At 27.1% G+C, this 1,312-nt stretch carries 1 pseudogene; it reads left to right on the top strand.

The annotated features are described in order from the left end of the window. Positions 1-93: 93 nt before the first annotated feature. A pseudogene (locus JG676_RS09040) lies at positions 94-1,312 on the top strand (Cj0814 family flagellar-dependent secreted protein); the annotation flags it as partial.

The raw sequence follows: 1,312 nt of genomic DNA, 5'->3' as shown, positions 1-1,312 counted from the left end.
ATTTATTCCATTTTGACATAAAATGGAATAAATATTGCTTGTATTATTTTATATTTAGATTGAAGGCAGAAAAATCTAAATAAAGGATTTAATATGAGCATCTTTAGTATAAATGATAATTCAAGTTATGGCTCTATACTTTCACAAAGTAAAGCAAATAAAGAAAGTAAAGAAAATTCAAAAATAAATTTTGCAAATGTTTTTTTTAAAACAAAATGTCACTAAATTAAATGAAATTCAAAGTAAGAATACTCAAACTTTAATAAGAGCTGAAGTATTAAATTCTACTAATACATTAAATAATAATAGTTTAAATTCTACCAATATATCAAGTGAATTTAAAAATTCTATTTATACTTTAAAATATAAACAAGCTGATCCTTTAGCTAATGTAAGTAATTCTATATCTTTAGCTTATGGCTATAGTGTAGATAAAGATGGTTATATGGGAAGTGATTTTAATAAAGCTGCAGGATTGCCAGATGATTTTAAAATACATAAATCTACTTTGGATGAGATAGAGAGATTTAATCAAGAAAATATAGCTAGTGAAACTAGTGGAAATTATTATAATAGTTTTGATATGGCTTCTATTGTTAAGTCCTATTATAATAGCTTTAATCAAGTAATAAGTGTATTTCCAAATGATAAAACAAGTTTTAGCAAAGCAGATTTGGAACAATTACCAAAAGGATTAAATAGTGATTATAATGATAACCAAGAACAAATTGTAAAAAATATATTTAATGCAGAACAATTTCACGAAGCACAAGCAATTAAATATTCTACTATGAATTTAGGTATGAACCTTATAAAACTTGACTTTTCTCCACAAAGTATGAAGCAAGGTCCTTCAGGTGAAGGTGGCTTTAATCCTGATATGTCAGTTTATCCACAAAATGATGATGGAAGCTATTCTAAAGAAGCTTTATTTATGAGCTTTTTAAAATCCTATTCGCCTCTTCCATCTCCAAATCAAGTTGTTTTTAGTCCTGAAGCAAAAGTTTTAGAAGCAAAACTTGATCAAGAAATGAAAGCAAATCCTTCTTTTGATGTTTCCTTAGATGACATTATGACAGGTAAAGTAGATTTTGCTAAGCTATTAAAAGGCTATGCACAAGATGGATGGCTTGATGCAAGTATATATGCAATGGATAAAGGAGTTAAATGGCAGAATATATACATAGGCAGTGGTGGAGCTTGGTTTGATAGAGAATTTAATCAAGCAAAAGCTAATGGTTGGAAAGCAAGTAATGAAAGTATAAATTCTTATGTAAATAATATAATGGATAGATTAGATAAGCTAATGAGT

The sequence above is a fragment of the Campylobacter sp. 2018MI34 genome (assembly GCF_016598975.1).
Lineage (GTDB): Bacteria > Campylobacterota > Campylobacteria > Campylobacterales > Campylobacteraceae > Campylobacter_D.
This window is presented reverse-complemented; position numbering and strand designations above follow the sequence as displayed.